This is a genomic window from Chloroflexota bacterium (assembly GCA_020161265.1).
Lineage (GTDB): Bacteria > Chloroflexota > Chloroflexia > Chloroflexales > Herpetosiphonaceae > Herpetosiphon.
Map to the genome: position 1 here is coordinate 259504 of JAIUOC010000008.1, position 25599 is coordinate 285102.

Annotated in this window: 21 protein-coding genes and 1 pseudogene; 21 read left to right on the forward strand and 1 reads right to left on the reverse strand. The window is 52.2% G+C overall.

From position 1 onward, the window contains the following. The first annotated feature begins 50 nt into the window (after positions 1-50). From dprA to LCH85_18960, 18 genes and pseudogenes are all read left to right on the forward strand, one after another. Complete coding sequence (gene dprA / locus LCH85_18875; protein ID MCA0354065.1) at positions 51-1160, forward strand: DNA-processing protein DprA; 1110 nt, start codon at positions 51-53, stop codon at positions 1158-1160. 20 nt (positions 1161-1180) lie between these two features. After that, positions 1181-1624, forward strand: a complete 444-nt coding sequence (locus LCH85_18880) for a transcriptional repressor (protein ID MCA0354066.1) — start codon at positions 1181-1183, stop codon at positions 1622-1624. Positions 1625-1653: 29 nt separating this feature from the next. After that, positions 1654-2799 (forward strand): AI-2E family transporter, encoded by a 1146-nt coding sequence (locus LCH85_18885; protein ID MCA0354067.1) that lies wholly within the window; start codon positions 1654-1656, stop codon positions 2797-2799. A 126-nt stretch (positions 2800-2925) separates the two neighbouring features. After that, a complete protein-coding gene (locus tag LCH85_18890) occupies positions 2926-4017 on the forward strand; it encodes a DUF4349 domain-containing protein (protein MCA0354068.1) in 1092 nt (363 codons plus the stop codon). A gap of 76 nt (positions 4018-4093) precedes the next feature. After that, the gene (locus LCH85_18895) at positions 4094-4933 is read left to right on the forward strand and encodes a PHP domain-containing protein (GenBank protein ID MCA0354069.1); all 840 of its coding nucleotides are present in this window, start codon (positions 4094-4096) and stop codon (positions 4931-4933) included. Then, positions 4930-5820, forward strand: a complete 891-nt coding sequence (locus LCH85_18900; GenBank protein ID MCA0354070.1) for a metalloenzyme — start codon at positions 4930-4932, stop codon at positions 5818-5820. The genes LCH85_18895 and LCH85_18900 overlap by 4 nt, the downstream gene beginning before the upstream one ends. A 56-nt stretch (positions 5821-5876) precedes the next feature. Further along, positions 5877-6425, forward strand: a complete 549-nt coding sequence (locus LCH85_18905; protein MCA0354071.1) for a DUF1349 domain-containing protein — start codon at positions 5877-5879, stop codon at positions 6423-6425. 54 nt (positions 6426-6479) lie between these two features. Further along, on the forward strand, positions 6480-7274 hold the full coding sequence (locus LCH85_18910) for a Dam family site-specific DNA-(adenine-N6)-methyltransferase (GenBank protein ID MCA0354072.1): 795 nt from the start codon (positions 6480-6482) through the stop codon (positions 7272-7274). A 1-nt stretch (position 7275) separates the two neighbouring features. Continuing rightward, positions 7276-7737 carry a nucleoside 2-deoxyribosyltransferase domain-containing protein gene (locus LCH85_18915; GenBank protein ID MCA0354073.1) on the forward strand — a complete coding sequence of 154 codons (462 nt, stop codon included), beginning with the start codon at positions 7276-7278 and terminating at the stop codon, positions 7735-7737. 101 nt (positions 7738-7838) lie between these two features. Further along, positions 7839-8822, forward strand: a complete 984-nt coding sequence (locus tag LCH85_18920) for a hypothetical protein (protein MCA0354074.1) — start codon at positions 7839-7841, stop codon at positions 8820-8822. 132 nt (positions 8823-8954) lie between these two features. After that, positions 8955-12146 carry a hypothetical protein gene (locus tag LCH85_18925; protein ID MCA0354075.1) on the forward strand — a complete coding sequence of 1064 codons (3192 nt, stop codon included), beginning with the start codon at positions 8955-8957 and terminating at the stop codon, positions 12144-12146. Between the two features lie 87 nt (positions 12147-12233). Next, positions 12234-13025, forward strand: coding sequence for an inositol monophosphatase (locus tag LCH85_18930; protein ID MCA0354076.1), 792 nt, complete (start codon positions 12234-12236; stop codon positions 13023-13025). A 68-nt stretch (positions 13026-13093) separates the two neighbouring features. Then, positions 13094-14188 (forward strand): histidinol-phosphate transaminase, encoded by a 1095-nt coding sequence (gene hisC / locus LCH85_18935; protein MCA0354077.1) that lies wholly within the window; start codon positions 13094-13096, stop codon positions 14186-14188. Positions 14189-14260: 72 nt separating this feature from the next. Further along, a pseudogene (locus tag LCH85_18940) lies at positions 14261-14635 on the forward strand (zinc ribbon domain-containing protein). A gap of 267 nt (positions 14636-14902) precedes the next feature. Then, complete coding sequence (locus tag LCH85_18945) at positions 14903-15157, forward strand: FHA domain-containing protein (protein ID MCA0354078.1); 255 nt, start codon at positions 14903-14905, stop codon at positions 15155-15157. Positions 15158-15172: 15 nt separating this feature from the next. Further along, positions 15173-17305, forward strand: coding sequence for a protein kinase (locus tag LCH85_18950; GenBank protein ID MCA0354079.1), 2133 nt, complete (start codon positions 15173-15175; stop codon positions 17303-17305). Between the two features lie 219 nt (positions 17306-17524). Continuing rightward, on the forward strand, positions 17525-19453 hold the full coding sequence (locus LCH85_18955) for a protein kinase (protein ID MCA0354080.1): 1929 nt from the start codon (positions 17525-17527) through the stop codon (positions 19451-19453). A gap of 225 nt (positions 19454-19678) precedes the next feature. Next, entirely contained in the window at positions 19679-21619 is a 1941-nt protein-coding gene (locus tag LCH85_18960) for a protein kinase (protein MCA0354081.1), read from the forward strand. Here LCH85_18960 and LCH85_18965 read toward each other — a convergent pair. Next, positions 21616-23082: a HAMP domain-containing protein gene (locus LCH85_18965; GenBank protein ID MCA0354082.1), complete on the reverse strand. Its 1467-nt coding sequence runs from the start codon at positions 23080-23082 to the stop codon at positions 21616-21618. The two genes, LCH85_18960 and LCH85_18965, sit on opposite strands and share 4 nt — an antisense overlap. 170 nt (positions 23083-23252) lie before the next feature. On the opposite strand from LCH85_18965, the gene LCH85_18970 reads away from it, so the two are divergent. The 3 genes from LCH85_18970 to LCH85_18980 all read left to right on the forward strand — a co-directional run bounded on the left by LCH85_18970 (position 23253) and on the right by LCH85_18980 (position 25154). Next, a complete protein-coding gene (locus tag LCH85_18970) occupies positions 23253-23825 on the forward strand; it encodes a hypothetical protein (GenBank protein MCA0354083.1) in 573 nt (190 codons plus the stop codon). A 10-nt stretch (positions 23826-23835) separates the two neighbouring features. Then, a complete protein-coding gene (locus LCH85_18975) occupies positions 23836-24213 on the forward strand; it encodes an Asp23/Gls24 family envelope stress response protein (GenBank protein ID MCA0354084.1) in 378 nt (125 codons plus the stop codon). A gap of 161 nt (positions 24214-24374) precedes the next feature. Beyond that, complete coding sequence (locus LCH85_18980; GenBank protein ID MCA0354085.1) at positions 24375-25154, forward strand: class I SAM-dependent methyltransferase; 780 nt, start codon at positions 24375-24377, stop codon at positions 25152-25154. Positions 25155-25599: the final 445 nt, after the last annotated feature.

Sequence of the window (25599 nt, forward strand, 5' to 3'; positions counted from 1 at the left end):
CAACTCGACTGATGTATAATTAAAGCGTTACACATGTGTGGGAGTCTGCAATGGATGAACGTCATGCCTACATTGCCTTTAATCTCACTCCTGGTATAGGACCACAGCGCCTCCAAGCTTTGATTAAGCATTGTGGCTCGGCGGCGGCAGCTTGGTCGGCTAGGCTCGACGATTGGCGGGCGGCAGGTTTGGATCGCCGCAGCATTCAAGCCTTGCAGCATGCGCAGCAGCATTTAGACCTTGAGGCTGAGCTACGCACGATTGCTGAACAAAACATCACGGTTGTGTTGCAAACCGATCCGGACTTTCCGCCGATGTTGCACACGATCGAGCCTGTGCCACCGTTGCTGTACATGCGTGGTTCGCTGATTGAAACTGATCGTTGGGCGGTGGCGATCGTCGGAACACGTAACCCTACCCCCTACGGACGTGAGGTCACCTATAAGTTTGCTGGCGAGTTAGCCCGCGCAGGGTTGACGGTGGTTTCAGGGTTGGCCTTGGGCATCGATGCAATCGCCCATCGCACCGCTTTAGATAATAATGGTCGCACCTTGGCGGTGCTTGGCAGTGGACTCCAACAGATTTACCCTTCCCAACATCGCCAATTAGCAGCTGATGTGAGCCAACAGGGAGCCTTGCTTTCGGAATATGCCCCGACGACTGAGCCATTGAGTGGTAACTTCCCTGCTCGTAATCGCTTGATTAGCGGGCTAAGTTTGGCAACAATTGTGGTTGAAGCAGGCGAACGTAGCGGCGCATTAATTACTGCCCGCTTTGCGCTCGAACAAGGTCGTGATGTGTTTGCGGTGCCTGGCTCGATTCTCAGCCATAGCAGCGACGGGCCAAATCAATTAATCGTCGATGGGGCAACACCCTTGCGTTCGGTCGAGCAATTGCTGGAGCAACTGAATCTGCATCAAGCTCAAGCCCAACAAACGGTCAGTACGATTGTGCCCGAAACTCCCGCTGAGGCTTTGCTCTTGCCCTATTTGAGTGGCCAGCCCACCCACATCGACGAATTAGGGCGCTCGTGTGGATTAGCGGCCCATGATCTGGCGGCAACCTTGGGCTTGATGGAACTCAAAGGCATGGTTCGCCATGTTGGTGGAATGCATTATGTGCTTGCTCGCGAAACGCCTGCACCCTATGATCTCTCATAACCTAGTAAGGAAATTTTTGTATGGCTTGGGAACATGATGTTTTACGCTCGCTGAACGAGCAAGGTTGTCGCATGACTGGCCCACGGCGCTTGATTGTTCGCACGATTGCCAGCCGTCGCGAGCCGTTTACTGCCGAACAACTCGTGGCCGAATTGCCCGATGTTGGTCGTGCCACGATTTATCGTACCTTGGATATGCTGGCGGCAAGCCATTGGTTGGCTCGGATTCACCACGATGAAGGTGATCATGCCTATTTGCCAGCCCACCCCCATCAACATCAACTAGTTTGTACCCGTTGTGGCACTGCGGTTGCTTTTAATACCTGCGATCTCGATGGCATTTTGAATCAGCTTGGGAAATCGACTGGCTTTGTGATTCAAGGCCATGCCCTCGAAGCCTTTGGCCTGTGTGGTCAATGTCAACATAATCGCCCCGAACTGCGGCTAAACCCACGGTTAGGCTAAGTGTTTCGGGTCGATGGAAGGTAGCACATATGCCCAAAGAATTAACCGTGCGAGTCAGTGCCCGCACCGTCGGCTGGACACTACTGATTTTTTCAGGGGTCTGGATTACGATTCTGCTGAATCATGTGTTGGTGCTGTTTTTTGTGGCGGTGCTGCTGGCAGTGGCAATTTCGGGGGTCGTGCAACGCTTTGAACAATTGCGTATCGCCCGTCCAGTCACAATTTTGGTGATTTATACGATTATTATTGCGATGTTTATTAGTTTGGGCTTTGTGCTGGTGCCAATGGTTAGTCAACAGGTGCGACTTCTGGCTGAGCAATTCCCTAATTTGGTACGTCAGCCAACCCAACAAGCCAGTGCTTGGTTGGCTCAGCAATTTCCAACTTTGCGCGAAACCTTGCCAACTGGTGATTTGGCTGGTCAAGCGGCGCATTACGCTGGCACGGTGGTTGGCGGGTTTAGTGGCGCAGCCTTCACTTTTGGTCGCACCTTGATGGGCGTAATCATTAATTTTATTGTGGTCTTGGTTTTAGCCTTTTTCTTGGTTAGCCGCGCCAATGTTGCCAGCAATTTTATCAAGTTGATGATTCCGAACCGCTTTCAAGAACGCTTAATCAATGTGACCAATGTGATTGGCCGCCGCCTTGGGCGTTGGGTTTGGGCGCAACTGACGGTTGCCACCTTCTACGCCGTCTGTTTTGGCATGGGATTGTGGATGCTAGGCGTGCCCTATCCGGTCGCCTTGGGCGTAATCGGCGGCATGCTTGAGCTAATTCCCTATGTTGGCGGTTTCGTGGCCACCATTTTGACTATGCTGGTGGCCTTCACGGTGCAGCCGATGTTGGCGGTTTGGGTGCTGGTGTTGCATTTGATTGTTGGTAATATTGAGGTGCATATCATTGCGCCAAAAGTTATGGGCCATGCAGTCGAAACCCATCCAGTGATCACGATTTTGGCCTTGTTTAGTGGGATCGAGCTTTTGGGGATTATCGGCGGGGTGATTGCGATTCCTCTGGCAGTGGTTGGCCAAGCTTTAGTCGAGGAATTTTGGATCAAACGGATTCGCGAAGCTCAACCTGCTGTGGAACCCCTAGCCACGCAGTCTAAAGCTCCAGTCGTTCGGCGAACCCAACTACGTCGTCGCCCAGCTTTGCGCAAACGTCAAGGTATTTAGCATCAATTTCCAAGTGGATGGCTAAATAGCTATTTAGTCGGGAACAAATTGAACATTCGTAACGTTGATGCTATAGAAACGTCGCGACAATCCAAAATTTGACCCATCCCGCGAAAGGAAATTGGTATGTTAGCCCAAATTCGTTCACACAAACGTTTATTGGCGATTGGCGCTGCTGTCTTTGTGTTCTTTTGGATCGTATCAAAATTGTTGAATGGTTCTGGTAATGCTACAGAAAATAAAGTTTCAACTGTTGCTTATGCGCTAGACGGCGGCTCTGCCGATTCTGCTCCTGCTTCAGCTGACCTTAGCCGTCAAACAACTACCGATGGTTTAATGACTGAATCTGAGAATGCTGCTGCTCCGGCACTTGGTGGGGCTGCGCCAGCCGATGCAGAAAAATCACAAGAACCGAGTGCCGCCCCCAACCAAGCTGCTGATCGTTTGGTGATTAAAAATGCTGATGTTGAAGCGTTAATCGATTATAAGCAAATGCGTTTGGCCAGCACCCAAATTGAAAATATGGTGCTGCGTTTGGGTGGCTACATTGTTGCGACCGATGATGCCAGCAGCAATGACGAAGATCAAGCCTATATTTCGCTAGCCTTTCGGGTTCCGGCTACCCAATTTGAAAAAGCCCTAAATGCCTTTGAAGAAAATAAGCTTGAAGTTGTGCGCCGCGAAGTTTCTGGCCAAGATGTAACCGAAGAATTTGTCGATAATCAATCACGCTTAGCCAACTTAGAAGCCACCGCCGCCCGTATTCGTGAATTGCTGGCCAAAGCCGAAACCATCGCCGATACAATTCAAATCAACGAAACATTAATGCAATACGAAAGCCAAATCGAAGTGATCAAAGGTCGCCAAAAATATCTGAGCGATAGCGCTTCGATGAGCATGGTTACCTTGTTGATTCGGCCAAAAACTGCTGACTACAGCATGTTTGCTAAAATTGATATTGGCCAAAATATTCGCAATGCCTTGGCTAAAGCCGAACGTCCAGGCTGGACACCACTCGCCGCCGCAACTGGCGCTTGGGACGACGTGTTGGAAATTGGCAAAGATGTTGCCGAAACCTTGGTTGTCTGGGCGGTATGGATTCCAATTTGGTTGCCGTTGGTCTTGGCCGCTTGGTTTGGCTGGCGCAAATGGCGTAAATATAGCCAAAGCCAAAATCTCCCAATCACCACCCAAAATCCTTCCATCAACCAACCCTAAATTGTGGTACCATTTTGGCAACGCCATCGCAGGGCTAAGAGCTAATGCTCTTGGCCCTTTGTGTTGGGAGGCTCAAATGTTGCTCGATTTACATTGTCACACCATTGCGACACCTCATCATTCGTATTGGACACCCACCGGATTAATTGAAGCGGCTCAAGCGGCTGGCATTCAGGTTATTGGCATCGCCGACCACAATACGACCAGCCAAGTGACGGCCTTTGCTGAGGCGGCGCAAGCAGCGGGCTTGGATTTTATTGGCGGCGTTGAATTCGATAGTGCCTTCAATGGTAAACTTTGGCATACCTTGGTGTATGGCGCAAACCCTAACGATCTTGGAATTTTGGGTTTGTGCGAGGCCGTGGTTCGTCGCAACCATGCCGATGCTCAACACCTGCTGGACCAGACGCGCAAGGCAGGCCATGATCTCCCAAGCCTAGCCCAGATTGCCGTCGATCGGCCTGCCAATTTGGCCGATGTGGCCCATGCCTTGGTGCGTGATGGCATCTGGCCCAGCCAAACTGGCGTTGATCCTGAATCGGCGGGCATGGCTTATTTACTAACCAACCAGCCTGAGGCCTATAATCCCTTGAGCGTAGCCGAGATTGTGCAAGTCGCGCATGCTGCTGGCGACGTGGCGATTTTAGCTCACCCTGGTCGCGAAAAAAGTGTTTATGCCATTCCAGCAACTGCCGCTGATTTTGCGGCGTTGGCAGCGATTGGGCTTGATGGCATCGAAGTTTATTATCCAATGCACAGCCCTGAGCAAGTGGCATTTTTTGAGCAGCAGGCCGCGCTGCATGGCTTTTTGATCAGTGCTGGCGGCGATTCGCATGGCCCGCAAGATCCTTTCAGCCCACAGCCAGCCGCACGTTGTCGCGATCTTTTGGCTCGTTTTGGGATTGATGTGCTATGAGCGTGATTGTCTGTTTTATTGATGGCGTTGGTTTGTTGCCGCATGCTGCCGCACCCTGGACAACCGCCCATCTGCCAATACTCACCAAATTACTGGGCGATTTGCCACACAGTAATTTGCAGATTGATCAGCCCAATCTCTATTTTCGGGCGATTGATGCCACTTTGGGGGTTGAGGGCTTGCCGCAAAGTGGCACGGGCCATACTAGTTTATGGACAGGCGTGAATGCTTCGGCCTTGTTGGGCAGGCATTATCCAGCCTATCCTGCGCCCTCGCAACGCCCGATGATCGCCGAACAAAGCTTGTTTGCCAAAGTCCAGCAACTTGGCCGTACTAGTTTGATCGCTACCGTCCATCGTGATCGCTATTGGGAATTAGTTGCCAAGCGTGAGCAACGGGCAACTGCCGCCGCGCTCGCCGCTCAAGTTGTCGATTTAGCCTTGCCTGCCACACCCGAATGGCTAGCTGGTCAAGCAGTGACTTGGGACATTACGGGTTATTATTTGCAACAATGGGGCGCATTGGCAGGCTTGCCCACGATTACTGCCCACGAAGCAGGCTTGAGGCTTGGGCGAGCGCTGCGTTTGGCCGATTTGGTGCATTACGAGTGCTATTTGCCCGATTTCGTTGGTCATCGCCGGATTGTCGAAACCCCCGAACATACGCTTGAATTGATCGATACCATGCTTGGGTCGGTCATCAGCCAAATGCGACCCAGCGATAGCTTGATTTTGGTTAGCGATCATGGCAACCTTGAGATGATTGAGCACACCAGCCACAGCCGTAATCCAGTGCCGCTATTGGTAGTGGGAGCCAAGGCCCAAGCTGCCGCCAAGGTCGAAGATATTAGCCAAATCACGCCCTTAATTCTGGATCTATTAATCTAGCGCTATAATAGCGGTACTTGCTCAGATCCAGCTTATTTTTTGAAGGAGCAAACCTAATGCAATGGTTAAACGAACCGCAACAATGGTCATTGAGTGATGATGTCCTGAGCGTTACGGCTGAAACAAAAAGCGATTTTTGGCGCACAACCCACTATGGTTTTATTTATGATTCTGGCCATTTTTACTATCAGGTTGCCGAGAATAACTTTAACTGTAGTGTGCGAGTTAAGGCCAACTATCAGAATCAATATGATCAAGCTGGGCTGATGGTGCGGCTTGATGAATATAATTGGCTCAAATGTGGCATTGAATACCTCGATGGCGTTTACCATGTGAGTGCCGTATTGACGCTTGAACACTCGGATTGGTCGGTGGTAAAGTTGGCTGAAGCGCCGGAAGAACTTTGGCTAACGGTCACGCGCAACGGCGATACGCTCCAAGTGCTCTATGCGACTGAGGCTGATTCTACCCCAACGATGGTGCGTTTAGGCTACTTTCCGCCCGCTTTGCCGGTGCAAGTTGGCCTGATGGCTGCCGCGCCCATCCAAAGCGGTTTTACTGCCGAATTTCGCGATTTTCAGCTCGAAGCACTAGCACAGGAATAGCATGTTTGTGTCAGTATGGTATAGTTGGGCAAATTATCGACCAACAGGAAGCCTATGCTGACCCAATCCCTATCACAGCTCAATCCACCACTCAAATGGGCTGGTGGCAAACGCTGGCTAATTCCCCGCCTGAGCGATTTTTGGCATACCTATCAAGATTATACCTTGGTTGAGCCATTTGTTGGTGGTTTGGCGATTGCGTTGGGTTTGCAACCACAACAGGCACTTTTGAATGATATTAATCAGCATGTGATTAATTTTTATCATTGGTTGCAGCGCGGCTTGGTGATTGATTTTGAATTACGTAACGATCAAACATCGTATTATCGTTATCGCGACCAATTCAATCAATTAATTCGTGCTGGGGCTGAGCAAACTGCCCAAGCCGCTGGGTTATTTTATTATCTCAATCGCACGGGCTATAATGGCTTATGTCGCTTTAATCAGCGTGGCTTGTTTAATGTACCGTTTGGTCGCTACAAACGCATTCGTTATTGTTATGATTTTAGCCATTATGCCGAAACATTGGGCCAATGGCAGTTTCAGCAGGGCCATTTTATTGAAATGCAAATCCCGGCTCAAGCCTTAATTTACGCCGACCCACCCTACGATGTGCCATTTCGCGCCTATAGCCAGCAAGGATTTAGCTGGGCTGAACAAGTGCAATTGGCTGAATGGCTAGCGCAACACCCTGGCCCTGTGCTGGCATCGAATCAAGCAACCCAACGTATTTTAGATTTATATCGTCATTTGGGCTTTGCAATCGAGATTTTGCCTGCACCACGGCGCATCGCCTGCAACGGCGACCGTCAACCAGCGCTCGAAATGCTGGCCTTCAAAGGAGCTTGAGATGGCTGTTGTGCTCAAACCACCAACTGCTTTGCCCGCCACCAAAACTATGCCCACGATTTTTCTGGCTGGCTCGATCGATATGGGCAGTGCGATCGATTGGCAAGCTGAAATCGAGCGTCAATTGGCCAACGCCGATGTGTTGCTGCTCAACCCGCGCCGCGATGCTTGGGATAGCTCGTGGGCGCAGACGATCGAGAATCCTCTGTTTCGCGGCCAAGTTGAATGGGAGCTTGACGGCCTTGCCTGCGCTGATTTGATTGTGATTTATTTTGCGCCGCAAACTCAAGCTCCCATCAGCTTGCTCGAACTGGGCTTATTCGCGAGTAGCGGAAAAGTGGTGGTTTGCTGCCCCGAAGGTTTTTGGCGCAAGGGCAACGTCGATATTATCTGCGCTCGTTACCAAATTCCCCAAGTTGCTAGCCTCGATGAGCTAATTCAGGCTTGCAAACGCTTGGGATGATATGCCCTCACCCCCGCCCCTCTCCCACGCTGCTGGCAAGCAGAGGACGATGATGGAATGCTATAGGAAACATACCTTAGACCCAAAGAAAGATCAATGCTATGTTAGCACTTACGGGATTCGGTGATTCTGACGACTCATCGATGTATATTGCTGTAATTCCTGATTTCAAGCATGGTACCGTTCAGAGGATACCGACACTTCCAACAATAAAGCATTGGTTATCACCTTATTGGTCACCAACAGGCGATAGGCTATTAATTACAGGGGTCGATCTACAAGGGCAATATCAACTTTATCAGATCGATTATCGAACCCTTACAACTACACCACTCATAGTTCCCCATTCATATTGTTATGGTTTAGGATGGTTTCCTGATGGGGAGCATATCGCATTTTTTGCGATGGATAATGATGATTGGACAATAAATCGCCTCAATTGCCAAACGGGGAAGAGCACTCTTATAAGTTCGGTTCGCAATACCGCCTTTGCTTGGTCACCTGATTGGAAGCACCTCATTCGGGCATTGCCAAATACCAACGAATTGATTATTACTGATGCACTAGGCATTCAACTTGAACACACCATCCCGATTCACGGTCAATTGACACAGATTGATTGTTCGCCTAATAATCAATCTATGGCTTGTAGCTTTAGTAGCGAAACAGGACGATCATTGGAGATATTCACCCTGAACGGGGAGCGTATCCATACAATTTCATCTATTGAATATGAAAGTCCGATAGCGTGGTCTCCATCGAGCAGTTTTGTAGCGTATCTCTCACGTCAAACAAATGGGGCATTTCTCAACATCCTCAATATTCAGACTGGCGATCAGCAGGCAATTTGTCCAATCGATCCTGATGATTACAGTGGTGAAATGTTGCCTACTAAGCCAGTTTGGATGACTCCTGATGACACACTCCTCATCAGTAGTATTATTGGCGATGGACATCGATTATTAATCTACTCTCCACTAACAAATAGCCTTAGCAATTGTACTCCACCTGGTGCGCCGCTCTGTATGGTTGATCTAGCTTGGTATCCAAGGCTCTTGGACAGTGAGTCGAGTGTAGTGAGATGAAATACTCCGCCGGAGGGAAACGCAGGGTGGCGAACCATGATGATTTGTCGATTGAATGCAGAACCCAGCAATCCTATAAATCAGCCTAAATACCCCTCGCTCAATTGTTCAGGATCATGTTAAAATGGTGCTATGAGTATATCGTCTGCCTCAACCCCAATTGGCGACGTGTTGCAGCAAATTGCCCAACGTTTCGCCCAAAGCAGCCGCTCGCCTTTGTTGAGGAGTGGCGAATTAGCCTTGCCTGACGCTAGCACCCAACCGCTGCCCTTGGCTCCGGAGTTGGCGGTAGCTTGGCGGGCCTTGCTCGGCGAAACTGGTTGGCCTTGGCAAGCTGAGGCATTGGCGACCGTGCGACGTGGCTTGGGCTTGGCCTTGGTTGCACCCGCGCCACTTGGCCCAGCATGTTTATTGCTGTTGGCTGCCGAGCATGTGAGCGCCAATCAAGGTAGTTTGTTGCTGTTGGCTCCTGATGCTGCTAGCTTGCACGATTTGGCTCAAACTGCGAATAATATTGATGCGCTGCTTGGTGGCGGCTTTCCCCATTTGGTGGTTGAGCAAAGCACCCGCCCACCGCATAACCCACCGCGTTTGATTTTGACCACCCCTACAATCTTGCATCAACGCATGCTGCGTTCGCACCACCGTGGTTGGTCGAATATTTGGCCACACCTCAATGGAGTGGTATTGCCAGCCTTTGATCAAGCCAGCAGCACCATCTTTGGCCATTGCCGTTGGTTGATGCGCCGAATCGAACGCTTGCGCCCGCGTGCCCGACCATTGACGCTCTATGCCAGTTTAGCGCCCGTTGCCGAGATTGATGAATTACTGGCGCGAGTGTTCGACCACTTGCCACCGCTGGTTTATGCCAATACCGCCCGCATTCCCTTAACGTGGGCTTTGTGGAATGGTGGCACGCAGCCAGTTGATGCAGCTTTGAAATTAGCCTTAGCCTTGCGCCAAGCAGGTTTAAGCGTGCAGCTTGATGCACCCGATAGTTTAGAACGGGCGATATTGGCTCAGCGTGGTGCAGCTCAAGGCTTGAGTTTGGTGCCACGGGCGGCGGCTCCAGCCCATGTGTTGGTGATGGTGGGTGGCGTGAATGCTACCAGCCTGCCAAGTTTACTCGCCAGCGGACATCGCGCCGTGGTGTTGGTGACCGATCAATCGATTGCTGCCCAAACCGCCTTGGCTCAACCAGCCTTGCTCACCCCAACTGTGCCACCAGCCTTGCCCGTGGCCACCCAAAACAACTACATCAGCAGTAGTCATCTGCGTTGCGCCGCTGAAGAACGGCCCTTACAACAAAGCGAAATTAGCGCGTGGGAAGTGAGCGATCTAGTTGAGCGTTTGACCCAGCGCAATCAGCTAGCCCAGTTGCCCGATAGCCCAACCTGGCAACCAGTCGCCAATTTGCAGCAGCGCAGCGATATTTATGCCACGCTGCATCCAACCACAATTAGCGATGTGCCTGTGCAGATTGTCGATCACGAAGGCTCATTTTTGGCCGAGCTTGATTCGGTGACGGTTGAGCGGCGTTTATTTAGCGGCGCTAGTGTGCTCGGTGGGCGGGTGATTGGCTGGAATGATGATGGTTCGTTGGGCTTGCGTTTGCAGGATGTTGCGCCAACCTTGGCTGAACATCGCTGTAGTGTTGCGGTGCGCGAGCAATTTGGTCAACGCCCGCTTGATGGCGCACGCGCCGAGATCGAATTAATGATTGGTCGTGTGGTGGCAACCGAGGAAATTGTGGCGCGGCGCAGCGTGGCTGATGATGGCGGCATTCGGCGTGTGCCGTTTGAGCCGCCGATTCAGCTTCAGTGGAATGCGCCAGCGCTGTGGTTGGCTGCGCCAGAAGCTGGGGCTGGCTTGGGCGAAATCCTGCTAGGCGTGTTGCCATTATTGCTGCACTGCCAACCTGATGCGATGGTTGCCTGTGTCAGCGATCAACACTTGTATTTGGTCGAGGCTCAACCTGGCGGGCGCGGCATCGTTGAGCAGTTGTATAGCCAATTTGAGGCTTGGCTGCATTTGGCTGGCTTGGCGGCTCGCACCCTAAGCAAAGACCCGTTGTATGCTAGTTATGCACAGGCCGAATTGCGTTGGCTTGAAAAGATTTTGGTGCCACTCGCTGCCCCATTACGCGCCGATATGCCACCAGAGCCAGCCCAAGTTGCACCGCCACGAGTCGAGCGAGCGAGCCGTCAATCGATGGTGATTAGCACCAACGATTTGAATGCCCGCCGCCGTGGACGGGGCAATGTGTTTGCGCTGCCACGTTCACTACCCAAGCAAGGCGAGGCGATCAAGCGTAGTCCAACCAATCCTGTGCCAAACCAACCAGCTTTGCCTGCGCAGCCCATGCGTTTGGCCGCCCAACAACCGCCAGCCAACAAGCCGCTGACCAACCAACGCCCAGCGGTGCGCAACGAAGCTCCGCCAGCGCCGCCTAGCCCTGAAAAAGCTAAGGCCAACCTGACCCGACCGTCACGGCGTAAGGCTAACGTTGGGCGCAATGAGGCGCAGCGCTCAACCCAGCCATTGGTACAACCCAAAACGCCAGCGCCAAGCAACCCCTTGCCGCCTGAACGCGGTTCAGTGGTTGTGCCTGTGGCCAACGAGCCGCCGCCCTACGAACGGCCACCGTTTCAACAGCGCAACCCACCAGAAAAACCAGCGGCCCAGCGCCCAAGCTCACGGCCTGCCCAACGCGAAAGCCAGCCGCAGCGGCCAGTTCAGCGTGAACAGCCAGCGCGACTATATCAGCGCAACGATCAGCCGACCAAGCCGATGCCACGCGAAAATCAGCCGCCACAGCGTCCGCTTCAACCTGCGCAACAACCAGCGCGACCGTATCAGCGCAATGATCAGCCAACCAAGCCGATGCCACGCGAAAATCAGCCGCCACAGCGTCCGCTTCAACCTGCGCAACGGCCAGTTCAGCCAAACTTGGCCGAGCCAGTGCGGCCATATCAACGTAATGAGCAACCAGCCAAGCCCGTGGAAGCTGCTGCCGATCCACGCACAATGCTTGAAAAAGCGCGGCGTTTACGTGAGCAACGCGAAGCTGAAGCCCGTGTAGCGCAGCCAATCACGCGGCCAAGCCCCAATCAAGCCGCCGAGCCAAGCGAATCGCGTTTCAAACAAGGCGATCGGGTGCATTGCGTGCCCTATGGCGAGGGTGTGGTGCAAAAAACGCGCATCCGCGATGGCCGCGAGCTATTGCTGGTACAATTTCCAGAGCTAGGTGATCTACGGGTTGATCCAGCAGTCAATGCTGTACGCATTCTACGCCCTGAGATTCAAGCCGAAGACGACGACTAATTCAATCTGTGACGACGAAGCCACTCACCGTGACCAGCATTGCGCTGATCGCGGTAGCTTTGTTGGTCGCAAATAAAGGATACAACAATGCAATCATCCAACGAAGCCCAATTAATGGAAACTTGGGCACGCCAAGCTGGAGCCTATGCCCTTGATATTTTTCAAGATTACAATGCAGCCGCACCCCGCCGCAAAGCTGATAACTCGTGGGTAACCGAAGTTGATGAAACAATTGAACAGATGCTGCGCGAACATATTGCTCAAGCCTTTCCCGATGATCTGATTATGGGCGAAGAGGGCGGCGGCCAAGCCAGCAACAGCGGGCGGATTTGGGTGCTTGATCCAATTGATGGCACTGGTTCGTTTGTGAAGCGTTTGCCAGTGTGGTGCGTTTCAATTGGCTTATTGGTCGATGGCTATCCGGCGGCTGGCTGCGTCTATTTGCCAGTGCTCGATGAATGTTATTTGGCGGGATTGACTGGAGCCGCAACGCTCAATGGCCAAGTGATCAACGCCGAAAACCCTGATTTTCTCGATAGCCAATCGTGGATGGCCGTGCCATCGAATGCCCATCGTCGCTACAAAATTACTTATCCAGGCAAAACGCGCTCGCTTGGCAGCACCGCCGCCAATGTTTGCTATGTGGCTAGCAGTCGAGCATGTGCGGCAATTTTGGGCAATGCTAGTTTGTGGGATATTGCCGGAGCATGGCCAATTTTAGAGCGGGCTGGTGGTAAGTTATCAACATTTTCGGGCGGGCCATTCGATTGGCAGCGGTTTTACCAAGGAGCATCGGCCAACGAGCCATTATTTGCTGCCAGCAATAACAATTATGCCAATATGCGGGCAATGATCGACTTGGCTCAAGGCGCTATTTAATCAGCAGCTTTGATCGCACCATGGTATCATAGGCCAGATTAAAGCCACCTCAGCGAAGGAACCAACTGATGGCTGATGTAACCCAATTTGTGCGGCCTGATATTGCGGCGCTCGAAGCCTATACCCCGATTCAACCATTCGATGTGCTTAGCGAAAAATTGGGCATTCCGATTGAGCAAATTATTAAACTTGATGCCAATGAAAATCCTTACGGGCCAGCGCCCAGCGTTGCCGAAGCCCTGCACAATTGCCCGTTTTATGCAATTTATCCCGACCCTGATCAAACTCGTTTGCGGCGAGCAATTAGCCCATTTATTGGCCAGCCGATTGAACGGATTTTGTGTGGCAATGGCTCAGATGAAATTATCGATCTGTTGATGCGGGTGTTGGTGCAACCCAACGATGTGGTGATTGCCTGCCCACCGACCTTTGGCATGTATAGCTTCAATACTGGCGTGGTTGGCGGGCGTTTTGTGGCAGTGCCACGCGATGCCAACTTCGATGTCGATATCGAGGCGCTGGCCGAGGCAGTGCTTGAGCATCAGGCCAAAATGGTGTTTTTGCCATCGCCCAACAATCCAACTGGCAACCTTTTAGCGCGTGAACACGTCCTACGGCTATTGGAATTGCCAACAATGCTCGTGTTGGACGAAGCCTACGCCGAGTTTAGTTCGGGGAGTGTCGCCGATTTGGTTGGGCAGTATCCCAATTTGGTCGTGTTACGCACCTTTTCCAAATGGGCTGGTTTAGCGGGGTTGCGCTTGGGCTATGGGCTAATTCCCGAGTGGTTGATTACCCACTTGTGGAAAATTAAGCAGCCCTACAATACCAATGTTGCAGCCGAAGTCGCGGTGTTGCAATCGTTGGCCGAAACCGAGGCACTCAATGCCCGCGCCAAGATTATGGTTGCCGAACGAGAACGCCTATTTGCTGCCTTGCAAGCAATCGATGGCCTTACGCCATTTCCATCGCAGGCAAATTTTATTCTGTGTCGGGTTGAGCGTGGCGATGCTGCCCAACTCAAAGCCGACCTTGCCAAACGGGGAATTTTGCTGCGCTACTATCGCAATCCAGAGCTTGCCAATTGTATTCGGGTGAGTATTGGCCTACCAGAACATCATGATGCCTTGCTTGCAGCGTTAGCCGATTTGGGTTATCGCTAAATTGCATTGACATCAAGGAACGCGGCGTGCTATCGTTGCCACAGAGTCTCATGATTGTGGAGTGATCGTTGTATGATTGCTTGTCCTGTCTGTAATGCGACCAACCAAACAGGTGCGTTATTTTGTGAAATGTGTGGCCATCGTTTGCCAACCGTGGCAGCGGCGGTCACCCCACCGCGTGCGGTTGCAGGTGGCGTTCAATGCCCAACCTGTAAGCATATTGCTACGCCTGGCGAGGCTTTTTGTGATGAATGTGGCACGCCGTTGAATGTTGGAGTTGTCGCTGCTCCCGCTGTGCCAGTTGCGCCTGCGCCCGTTGCACCGAGTGTTCAGCCCGCGCCTCAGCCCAGTTATCCCGCACCGCAACCGATTGCCAATGCAGCACCAAGCTGCCCAAGCTGTCGCGCGGCGGTTATTCCTGGCGAGGCTTTTTGCGATAACTGTGGTGCTTCGTTGTTGGCGGGCGCACCTGCTGCTCCAGCCGCTCGACCAGTTGCTCCTGCACCTGTGCAGCCAAGCTATGCACCGCCAGTCCAAGCTGCTCCGGTTGTGCCAGCAGCGCCGGTTTACACGCCACCACCAGCGCCCGTTGTGCCAAAACCACCTGTGGCAGCGCCCGTTGTTCCGGCAGCGGTTGGCATTCAATCGTTGGCGGGGTTTGTGCTGGTAACAGCAGCGGGCACACGGATTAATTTGCCAGCCAAAGCCGAGATTGTGGTAGGCCGCGAAGATGCTGTCTCGAATAATTACCCTGATGTTGATTTAAACCCCCATAATGGCTTGGCCGATGGCGTTGGCCGTCGCCATGCCCGAATTTTTGTGCGGGCTGGCGTGGTGCAACTTGAAGATTTGGATAGCACCAATGGAACAACCGTGAATAAACAACGGCTCCAAGCTCGCCAAGTAGTTAATTTAAATGTTGGCGATGAAATTCGCCTTGGACGATGTGTGTTGCAATGGCAACGCTAGTGTGATGTAGCAGTTATGAGTGGACAGGCCACGTTTCAACAAGGACGCTACCAAGTACGCAATGAGCTGTTTCGCGATGAATGCGGCGTGATGTATTTGGCGGTCGATGGCAAGATGGCAGGCCGCGAGGTTGGCTTGCGCCAACTCAATGATGGTGTTTTAGATGCAACCTCGTTGCAACGCTTGGCGCAATTAAACCAAGCGGCCTTGCCCTCGGTCTATGATTTATTCGAGGAGCATGGCCAGCGCTATTTGGTGTTGGAATATCCGCGTGGCCAAACCTTGGCCGATGTCGCGCTTGGGCCGCGTTTGCGCGAGGGCGTGGTGCTGGCGTGGGCCAAGCAAATTGCCGAAGGTTTGCGCTATTTGCATAGCCAAGGCTTTGTGCATGGCGATATTCAGCCGCAAAATATCGTGCTGCAAGATGGCCGCCGCATTAAATTGCTTGGTGGTTTGCCCGCTGGCTGCCCCAAAAACGCTGGTTCGCGCTATGCAGCACCCGAAATTTGGAGCGGCGCGACGGCCACGCCAGCCTCAGATATTTATGCTTTGGGCGCAACGCTGCACCACTTGCTGACTGGCACTGACCCCAATACCCAGCCGCTAATGGCTTTTGCTCCGCCTGATGTGCGACGGCCCGATCTTTCGCCAGCGGTTTCGCATGCGATTGTCAAAGCTCTGAGCCAACAACCGCAACAACGTTTTGCCAATATCGAGCAATTTGTGGTGGCTTTGAGCCAAACCAGCAGTACCCATGAATCGGCGGGCGATTTGCCAGTAATTGGCTTTACGCCTTCGATTTTGCCTAGCACACCAGCCGATGGCCCAACTCAACGCTATGTGCCCTCGGAAAGCTCGCCAATTCCGGTGCCGCCTGGCCGTGGTTCTACCGCTCAATACGATCAGGCGATGCTTGAGCAATTGCTCATTCCTGATCGCGATCTTGGGCCAGCGCCTTCGATTTTGCCCAAACGCCCAGCTCAACAAAATAGTCGGGCTGGGTTGATTGTGCTAGGGGTGTTTATTGGCTTGGCCTTATTAGCGGGCGCATGGCTATTATTCAAGCCTAAGGGCAATGCCTTTGTTAATGCCACGCAGGTTGCCAACAATGGCTTGCCGACCGTTACCCGTGATGAAGGGATTTTGCTAAGTGATAGCGCCAAAACCGCCACCGCTTTGGCCGCAATTCCGCCTGCAACTCAAATTCCAACCCTCGATGTGCCACGGGCGACCGCTGATGCGATTCAAACATTTACCGTTGCAACCCAATTAGCCTTTGATGATGCGCTTGATGCCCGCTATCAGCGTGGTATGGCCTACGAAGAAACTGGTCAATATGGCTTGGCATTAAGCGAATATGACGAAATTTTGCGCCAAGACCCGACCTATAAAGATACTCAGGCACGCCGCGACCGAATTAAGATTTTTGTTGATGCCACGGCAACGGCTGGCCCTCAACAAACCACGATTGCTGGCGGCACGGCCACCGCTGTCGCTCAACCAAGCCCAACTGCTTTGCCAGCTACCCCAACTGCCACGCCAATTGGCCAAATCGTTGGCGATAGCTTCAATGGCAGCACACTTGAGCCGCGTTTGTGGGCTGGCGAAACTCGCGATGGCACAATTCAATTAACTAATGGCGAATTGCAACTCGCGGCAACCAGTGCCACCTGCTATCCAGTTGTGCGCACGATTACCGATACGCTGTTTCCGGTCAACAACTTTACCTTGAGCGTAACCTTCCGCTACTCCGATGTCACGGCCTTGGGCACGGGCTTTATGCTGGCTGATGCAATGGCTACGCCCTGTGGCGAAACCGATCGGGCTGGGACAAGTTGGGGCGGCATTTGGCAAGACGAAACACAAGGGCTAATCGTCGAATTCCATCGCGATCAAACGGCTGATAACGAATTAAAAGATATTCGCTTGCCCTATACCAACGGCCAAATTGATACCGCCGAACATACCTTGATCATTCAACAGCGGAATGGTCAGCAAACCTTCATTCTTGATGGCAATGTGCTATTCACTGAACAAGCTGGTGCACAACCGCAAGTACTTTGGTTTGGCAACCCAAGCCGCACCGCGATTGCCTCGCCCTGGACAGTGCTGAATATTCTGAGTGTTGATCTGCGCGAAGAACTATAACCACGTTTAAGTGTTAGCCCCTTGCTTGTAAATCAGGCAGGGGGCTTTTTTTGATCGATACGGCGGCACATAGCTAAAAAATTGCTTTTCAGCCAATTACAACGCTGAATTAATCTGCAGAAATTTGGGCTAGCCTGACCATTTAAACTATATTTTGATGATTGAATCGACTATAATAGCAATGTTATGGTTAAGTAGCTCTGTGGTGAGGCAATTGGCATGTTGAAAAGTGGCACAATTATTCAGGATCGCTACACGATTGTGCGGCCCTTAGGCAGCGGCGGCTTTGGGGCGGTCTTTTTGGCCACCGATGGTCGCTTGGGCCAGCGCAATGTGGCGATTAAATATTTTGCTACTGCTCATATGCGCCCCGATGAACTCGATTCGTTGGCGCATTTGTTTCAGCAAGAAGCTCACACGTTGGCCAGTTTGAGCCACCCCAATCTCGCTCCAGTGCTTGATTATTTTGCGGTTGATGATGGTTGGATGTTGGTGATGGGCTATGTGCCAGGCGAGTCGTTATCGGCCTTGCAAAAACGGCTCAACGGCCCCTTCGGCGAGCAACAGGTAATCGATTGGGCAATTGAGTTGTGCCATGTGTTGGAATATTTGCATAACCAACGCCCACCACTAATTTTCCGCGATCTCAAGCCTGCCAACATTATGCGCACTCCCGAAGGCAAAGTTATTTTGATCGATTTTGGGATTGTGCGGCGCTTCAAAGAGGGTCAGCACCAAGATACGATTCAAATTGGCACGCCTGGCTATGCGCCACCAGAGCAATATGGCGGCCAAACCGAGCCACGCTCCGATTTATATAGCCTTGGCTCGACGATGTATGTGTTGTTGACCAACGAGCGCGTGACCAGTGGCTTGCGTTTGCCGCCAGTTAGTCAAAGTGTTGAGTGGGTTTCGCCTGCACTTGATGATTTGATTACCCAATTAACCTCGCTGCATATTAATCAACGGCCTGCTTCGGCTGCGGCTGTGCGTGCCGAATTGGAGCGAATTCGCGATACGCCAATGGTGCCAATCGCCGATCCTTTTGCGATTGTGCCGCAAGCCGCGCCCTACCGCAATGCCGAAGCGCCAACGCGGGTCAATCCACAGATACAACAACAGCAAAGCTATGGGCATGCCAGCGTTACGCCCCAGTCAATTCAGGCAACTCCCCAGCCTGTAATCAATCAGCGCCAAGCTCAGATTTGGCCTTGGCTACTGCTGTTTGTTCTATTGTTTGGTGGTGGCGGGGCGGGCTGGTGGTATCTCAATCGTTCGAATCAAACGGATCAACCGCTCGTTGTGCCAACTCAGCCCAGTGCTTTGCCCGATAGTGCCGAGGGCGATTTAATTATATCCTCGCGTGACGGCAACAGTGGCGCATACACCTTGCTCAGTTTGGATATCCCGACGGGCACGGTGAGCGAAGTTGTGCCGCATCACGATGATAATGCCATTGCTTCACGGCGACGGAGCGATGGCCGTGTAGCCTACTCGCATGGGGTTGATGGGCTTGAGCAGATTTTTACGATTAGCGCTAATGGCAGTGATGAGCGGCAATTGACCAGCGCCCCAGGCGAAAGCCGTGCCCCACGTTGGTCGCCTGATGGGAGCAAAATTGCCTTCGAAAGCGACCGTGATCGCAGCAATAACAATAGTTTTGATATTTATATTATGGATGCTGATGGCTCGAATGTGCAGCGGGTGACGGCGGAAGGCGGCTGGCAAGGTGGCCCCGCCTGGTCGCCCGATGGCACAAAGCTGGCGTTTCACAGTCAAACCAGCGGCCTCTATGAAATTGTGGTGCTTGATTTGACCGCCAACAAGCAATATTTGTTGGCCAGCGTCGATGATAGTGCTTTTTGGGCCGATTGGTCGCCCGATGGTCAAACGATTGCCTTTATGACTGGCGATAACGATAGCCGCACCAAAATTTACACCGTACCAACTAGCGGCGGCGAACCACGCGAGCTAACTAACCTTGGCACTGGCAAAAATCGTTGGCCGCGTTGGTCGCCGGATGGGCGCTATTTGGCGTTTGAAAGCTATCGCAACGATCATTGGGGCATTTATCTGCAAAATCTGGCAACTGGCAAGGTTGAAGCACTCTCCGATGGCACGCGCCACGATCGCTGGCCATCATGGTAATGCGTTTATAATGGGGGCCAGGGATCAGGGATCAGGGGTCAGAGCTTAGGCTTGTACCTGCTTGTGTACTTCGTTTCCTTCGCAGATCAAGATTTTAACATAGAGGCGGAGAGATGTGAGGCGCTAGGCTTTTGGCTATCGGAATGATTAAAAGGTTTGGCAAGGGCAGTGGATTGGCACGGGAGACTGATCCCCAGCCCCCAATAACCGACCCCTAAACAGATTATGCGCGAACGATATCGGTTTGTCGAACAACTTGGAAAAGGTGGTTTTGCCACTGTTTGGCTTGCCTACGATCAACAGATCGGTGGGCTATGTGCGGTTAAACAAAGTATTGCCGCCGAACCCGAAGTTGTCGAGATGCTCGAAGCCGAAGCCACTATTTTGGCGGGTCTTGCCCATCCGTCGTTGCCGCGCATTCGCGATCATTTTGTGCACGAAGGCCGTGCCTGTGTCGTAATGGATTATATCGAGGGCGTTGACCTAAGTGTGTTGCTGGCAACCGAGCACGATGGGATTGCGCCCAAACGGGTGGTTGAATGGGCACAGCAATTGTGTACTGCGGTGCAATATATTCACACCCTGCCGCAACCTGTGCTGCACCGCGATATTAAGCCATCGAATATCAAGCTCACGCCTGATGGTCGCTTAGTCTTGATTGATTTTGGGATTGCGCGTGATCTCAAGGTTTCGAGTTTGGGTTTGCGGCGGGCGGTGACTGCTGGTTATTCGCCGCCAGAGCAATATCGCGGCCAAACTGATGCGCGTTCGGATATTTATGCCCTAGCAGCGACGATTTATGCCTTATTGACTGGGCGTGCACCGCTGGCAGCTCCTGCGCGGTTGATTGGCGAAAGCTTGCCTGCACCCTCAGCCTTGCGCCCCAGTTTGCCAAGTGCTTTAGATCAGCCGTTGTTACGTGGGTTGGCCTTGGAGCCAGCAGCACGTCAGCAATCGGCGGGCCAGTTGGCTTTAGAATTGATGACTGCTTGGCGTTCGGTGCAGCCAGCTAGCCCCAAGTTGCCCAACATTCGCACCAAACCGTTGATTCAAACCCGCACTTGGCGACATTGGTTGGGGTTAGGTTTGGTTGGCAGCCTTAGTTTGGGTGGCTTTAGTGCAACGATTTGGAGCTTGCTCAATCAACAAAATGCGGCTGAGGCCTCGCCCAATTGGCAAACCTATTTTCCAGCATTGTTGAATAATAGTGCGACTTCGGCTCCGTTGTTCACGCCAACGCCCGCGCCAACCAGCACACCCGCGCCGACTGCTACGCCCGCGCCAACCTCGACGATCCAGCCATTGATTGCCGGATTAACTGGCTATTTCTTTGTGGGCATGCGCGAAGATGATGGCGATTATCAAATTTATCGAATTCCAGCGATGGGCGGCGAACCGCAGCAATTGACGACGCTTGGCTCAAATTATGGTGGAGTGGTGTCGCCCGATGGTCGGCAAATCGCCTTTACCTCCGAGCGCGATGGCCGCGAACAAGTCTATGTGATGAAGGTTGATGGCAGCGATCAGCGGCGCGTGACCAATGACCCTGGGCGTTGTGAATACCCAAGTTGGTCGCCTGATGGCAAACAATTGGCCTATGCCCATCGGCGGCTTGATGATCTGAAGGAAAATAGTTCAACGATTTATATTCAAGCGCTTGATCAAACCGAGGGCCAGCAATTAACCAAAATGTGGGGCACAATGCCAACTTGGGGCCAGCAAGGAATTGTGTTCACCAGCCGCGATATTGTTGAGAATATCGAGCAACTAGGTTTGGCTATTATTCAGCCCGATGGTAGCGGCTTGAAAATTATTAACCCAACCCGCGACCGCGACGAACATTATGCCGAATGGTCGCCTGATGGCAAATCTATCGCCTATGTGGCTGGCGATAGTCAGCGCACAATTACCCGCCAAATTTGGGTGATGAACGCCGATGGTTCCAATCCGCATCCGCTGACCAAGGGGCTTGGTGGGGTAACTCAGCCGCGTTGGTCGCCCGATGGCAAATGGATTGTCTTTTTGGCGAAGTGGGGCATGCCCGACGATTTGCAAAATAATCGCCCGCGCTTCAATGTGTGGGTTGTCTCAACCGAGGGCGGGCCAGCCAAGCCCTTTACCATCTCCGAGGCCAACAAATTTGGGCTAGGTTGGGGGCCACGCTAGGCTGCATCGGCTAGGGCGGCTGGATTGTAGGGCAATGGTTCACATACCAAGGCCAAGGGAAATGCCACATAAAAGGTTGTGCCTTCTTCCTCGATGCTTTCAAAATAGATCGAACCATGATTCATTTCTACGAGGGCTTTAGCGATCGATAAGCCTAAGCCTGTGCCACCTGCGGCGCGTGAAAGTGGATTATCGTTGCGAAAAAAACGCCCAAAAATGCGCGGCTGTTCGCGTAGCGAAATACCAATCCCTGTATCGCGCACGACTACCAACACATCATCGATCCGTTGTTGCACTTCAAGCTGAATCTGGCCATGTTCAGGCGTATATTTGATCGCATTGCTAATTAGATGATGGCTAATTTGGCGAATATGCAGCGGGTCGAGGCTCAAAAGCGGTAATTCATTCGGCAATAAACAATCTAGTTGCAATTTTTTGCGCTCAGCGCGGGGCCGAAATTCATCAAGCACTGCGCTCAACACCTGGCGTAAATCGACAGGCTGCGGCGTATGCTCATTGCGTTGAGTTTCCAGCCGCGCCAAATCAACCACATCGTTCATCAACTCGGTCAGGCGTTGGATGTTGCGCCCGATGCCTTCGATATAGCTAATTTCCTCGGCGCTAAAATGCTCGGGGTTACTCCACAATAGCATATCAGCAAAGCCACGAATGCTGGTCAACGGCGAACGTAATTCATGGGCTGCCAAAGCCATAAAATCGCTGCGCAAGCGTTCGCTCTCAACCCGGGCGCTAATATCTTGCAAAATTGCCACCGCCCCAATCCGTCGATCGTCGATCCAAATTGGGTTGGCACTGAGGCGATAGGTGCGACCAGCAAAACAAACTCGTTCGGCGGGCTTGATATGCGGGCGACCAAGTGCTTGATCCAAGGCTGGTTGCACAGCTTCGAGCGCAGCATAAAAGCGCAAACTCAAATTGGGCTGTTCGTGGTTGGTTTGTAGGCGTTCAGCTTCGGCCATGGCAATAATGTTGTAGGCGGCAGTATTGAGCAAAATAATCTGACCAAGCTGATCGCAAACGATCACGCCATCGTCGATTGCCGCCAAAATTGCCCGTTCGCGCTGGGTTTCGCGGCGCTGGGTATCGAGCAAATTGGTAAAATGCTCGGCGGCCAAGTTAATCGATTGAGCTAATTCGCCCAATTCGTCAGTGCCTAAATTGGGTGCTCGTACACTTAAATCGGCGGTTGCTAGCACATCGACGACAGCAGTTAATTGCTGAATTGCGCGGCGTTTACGTTGCAGCATCACGATTAAACCAATGTGGAGCAACAGCCATAATGCCCCAAGGCTGATTAAAAACCAATGCCACCAATCGAAACGCGCCAGCCAAAGGCCATAGCCAATTAAACCAAGCCCCAAAACCCCAACGGCAATTGCCATCAGATAGACCAACCGAATTAGCTGATTGAGCGCCAACCCACCGCGTGCGTGCAACTGCATAGCCATTCTCATTACTCAAATTGCCCAATGCTAGCAGCCCAAAGTTAAGCCTTGATTATGGTCGTGTTTAAGCTATATTTTACATTTTGGGCAATATTGAGTATTGGCTAGATTCGAGTATTATTTAAGCCAAATGCAGCCATCTATTGATGGTATGGAGAGCCAAATCGATGAGCGAACAAAGCGATGCTCCCAAACCAATTGTGATTAAACAAAAACGGGGATGTTTGGCCACCCTTGTGGGTTCGGCCTTGACGATTATCGTTAGTGCTGGACTGGGGGCGGCATTGGCGCTCTTGGTGATGTGGTATGGCCCGCGTAATTTTGGGGTTAGCTTTCCCGATAGCACTGGGCGGATCGCTGCGCTTGAACAAGCCCAACAAACCGCAATCATCCAACAGACTGATCAGGCAGCGACCTTGCGGGGCTTAGCCGATTTGCGTGGCTCGGTCGATGGCTTGCGCGAGCGCGTGCAAACGATTGAGAGCAAACTCAATACCCGCGAAACCGACCTTGATAGCCTGCAAAAACAAATCGACTCGAATCTTGATGGCTTATTGGCGATTCAATCACGCCTAAATGAGCTTGAATCGATTCCTGCCAATGCGGCCTTGACCAATCGGCTTGATAGCGTTGAACAAGATTTAGCCAGCATTGGCAGTACTTTGGAGCGGCTACGAATCGCTTTAGGGGCGACTGCGCCAACCGCTAGCCCACAACCAACCGCCACCCCAACTCGTTAAGGAGCCAACTATGCCTCAACAACAATCGATTGTTCGCTCGGTGCGCAGTAATCGCCATACAACCACGATCGATATCGGTGTGATCGGTCAAATTGTTCAGTCGGTCAGCGGTTCGATCGAAGGCATCTATGAAACCCAACTTGAAAGCGCCGAGCTTGTCGCTGAAGGTCGGGCTGAAAACGAGCCAAAATCGAACGAGGAGCCGCAAACCCGCTTTGATGAGCGAGCGAGCATTGTCTTGCATCTCAAATTAATTCCGTTTATCAACGAATCGTTGCCACCAATTGTCAATGCGCTGCGCAAACGGGTGATCGAAAGCATTCAGCAATATACCGAGCTGAATGTTCACGCTGTGCATATCCATATTGCTGGTTTGTGGTATCGGTAAAAGAGCATAGAACATAGAACATAGAGCATAGAACATCGCAATTGGGGATCAGGGACTGGGCATCGGGGGGCGGGAAGCTGGATATTCGATCGTCGGGTGCTGCGCGGTTTTAGCCCTTGGTGAACCTTCGTGTCCTTCGTGGATCGGATACAATACCAACCATGTACAACGATTATGCAACAATTTACCGTCAAGCTGGCCAGAGTTGGCTGAGCTTGCACATGCTCAATTGGCTTTTGACGTGGCTTGAGCAGCAGGCTTGGCGTGGCAGTTCGGTGCTCGATCTTGGCTGTGGCACAGGTGATGCAGCGGTGGCTTTGGCCTTACAAGGCTATCAGGTCACAGCGATTGATCGCTCTGAAGCGATGTTGGCCCAAGCCCGATTGCATAGTGAGTTGCATCACGCCACAGTCAATTGGCAACAGGCTGATTTAACTACATGGCAGGCTGGCCTAGGCTACGATTTAATTATCAGCCTGTTTGATACATTGAATTATGTGCTTGAGCCAACCCAACTCGGCGCTTTGTTTCAGCAAATTGCTCGCTCGCTCAACCCACAGGGCTGGTTGGTATTCGATCTGAATACGCCTTTGTTGTATGCCACATGGCCGGAACGTAACCAAGTAATCGTTGATCGCGACGATTTATATATTTACAATGTGCTCGATTTTGATGAGGAGGCGCAGATTGGCATCGGAAGAATTGTCTGGTTTCAGCGCCAAGCTGAGGCTTGGCAACGTGGCAGCGAAACCCATTTGCAGGCAGCCTATAGTGATCAGCAGATTGTTGAATTATTGGCGGATGCTGGTTTAAGCGTGGTTGCTCGCTTGGATCGTGATGGGAATGAGGTTGATTTGGCGCAAGCGCTGCGGGTAGTGTATTTAGTGCGAGCAAGTGATGTGCATAACCACAGCGCTGCAATACCCCCGATTCTGGATTAGCCGCCATCTATCTCCGCAGTTGCGGGCGATCCCTAGTCGATTGGGTGTCACCCAACGTTCCGGTTTCGCTGCGATGTGAACGAACGCCGTGATTCAAACGAGTTGCCTCTCTCACAAGTTTAGCCCGTCCCACACACCTTGCCCTTCAAGGGTCAGCGCAGTCACCTAGCCACGCTCATTGCTGAGGCATGCTGGTGGTCTCTTACACCACCGTTTCAGCCCTTACCACCAGCCAAATGGCCGATGGCGGGAATATTTGCTGTTGTCGGCTTGCGTCACGAGCCAGTTACCTAAACTCGCGCCCCTGTTTACGGTTTCACAGGGTAACTTGTCCACCACGCGGGTGGTCGGAAGGGTCGGGAAGTTGCCTCTAGCTTGCGCCAGCGACGGCTACATTGCTGCGATTATGCACAGTCGTTGATCATAATCGGCTTTTAGGCACTTG